The sequence below is a fragment of the Pseudoalteromonas sp. 19-MNA-CIBAN-0066 genome, from assembly GCF_040308705.1.
In the GTDB taxonomy this organism is placed as follows: Bacteria; Pseudomonadota; Gammaproteobacteria; order Enterobacterales; family Alteromonadaceae; genus Pseudoalteromonas; species Pseudoalteromonas nigrifaciens.
This window is the reverse complement of sequence record NZ_JBEONZ010000250.1, coordinates 1-264: the sequence shown is the minus strand read 5'-3', so window position 1 is coordinate 264 and position 264 is coordinate 1. Positions and strand designations below refer to the sequence as shown.

Here is a 264-nt window from a genome sequence, read left to right as displayed (position 1 = left end):
CCGTACGCCTTGAGCATACTGGCTTAAAAGATATGTTTGAATGGTTAGTAATATCTGAACTTGTGGGTATAGCAAAACCAAATAAAGCGATTTTTGAGCACACATTTGAGCTAATGGGTAACCCTGATAAAAGCGAGATACTTATGGTGGGTGATACTGCTGCAAGCGACATACTTGGCGGCAACAATGCAGGTATTGATACTTGCTGGTTACAACACCCTGGTGAGCAATTAGCCGAAGGAATAAAGCCAACTTATACAGTAA

Annotated in this window: 1 protein-coding gene; it reads left to right on the top strand. The window is 41.3% G+C overall.

Features of this window, described 5'->3' with window-relative positions; all coding sequences use genetic code 11:
• Window positions 1-264 (top strand): HAD-IA family hydrolase (locus AAEZ18_RS19020; RefSeq protein WP_352255979.1); only part of this gene is annotated, 264 nt, incomplete at both ends.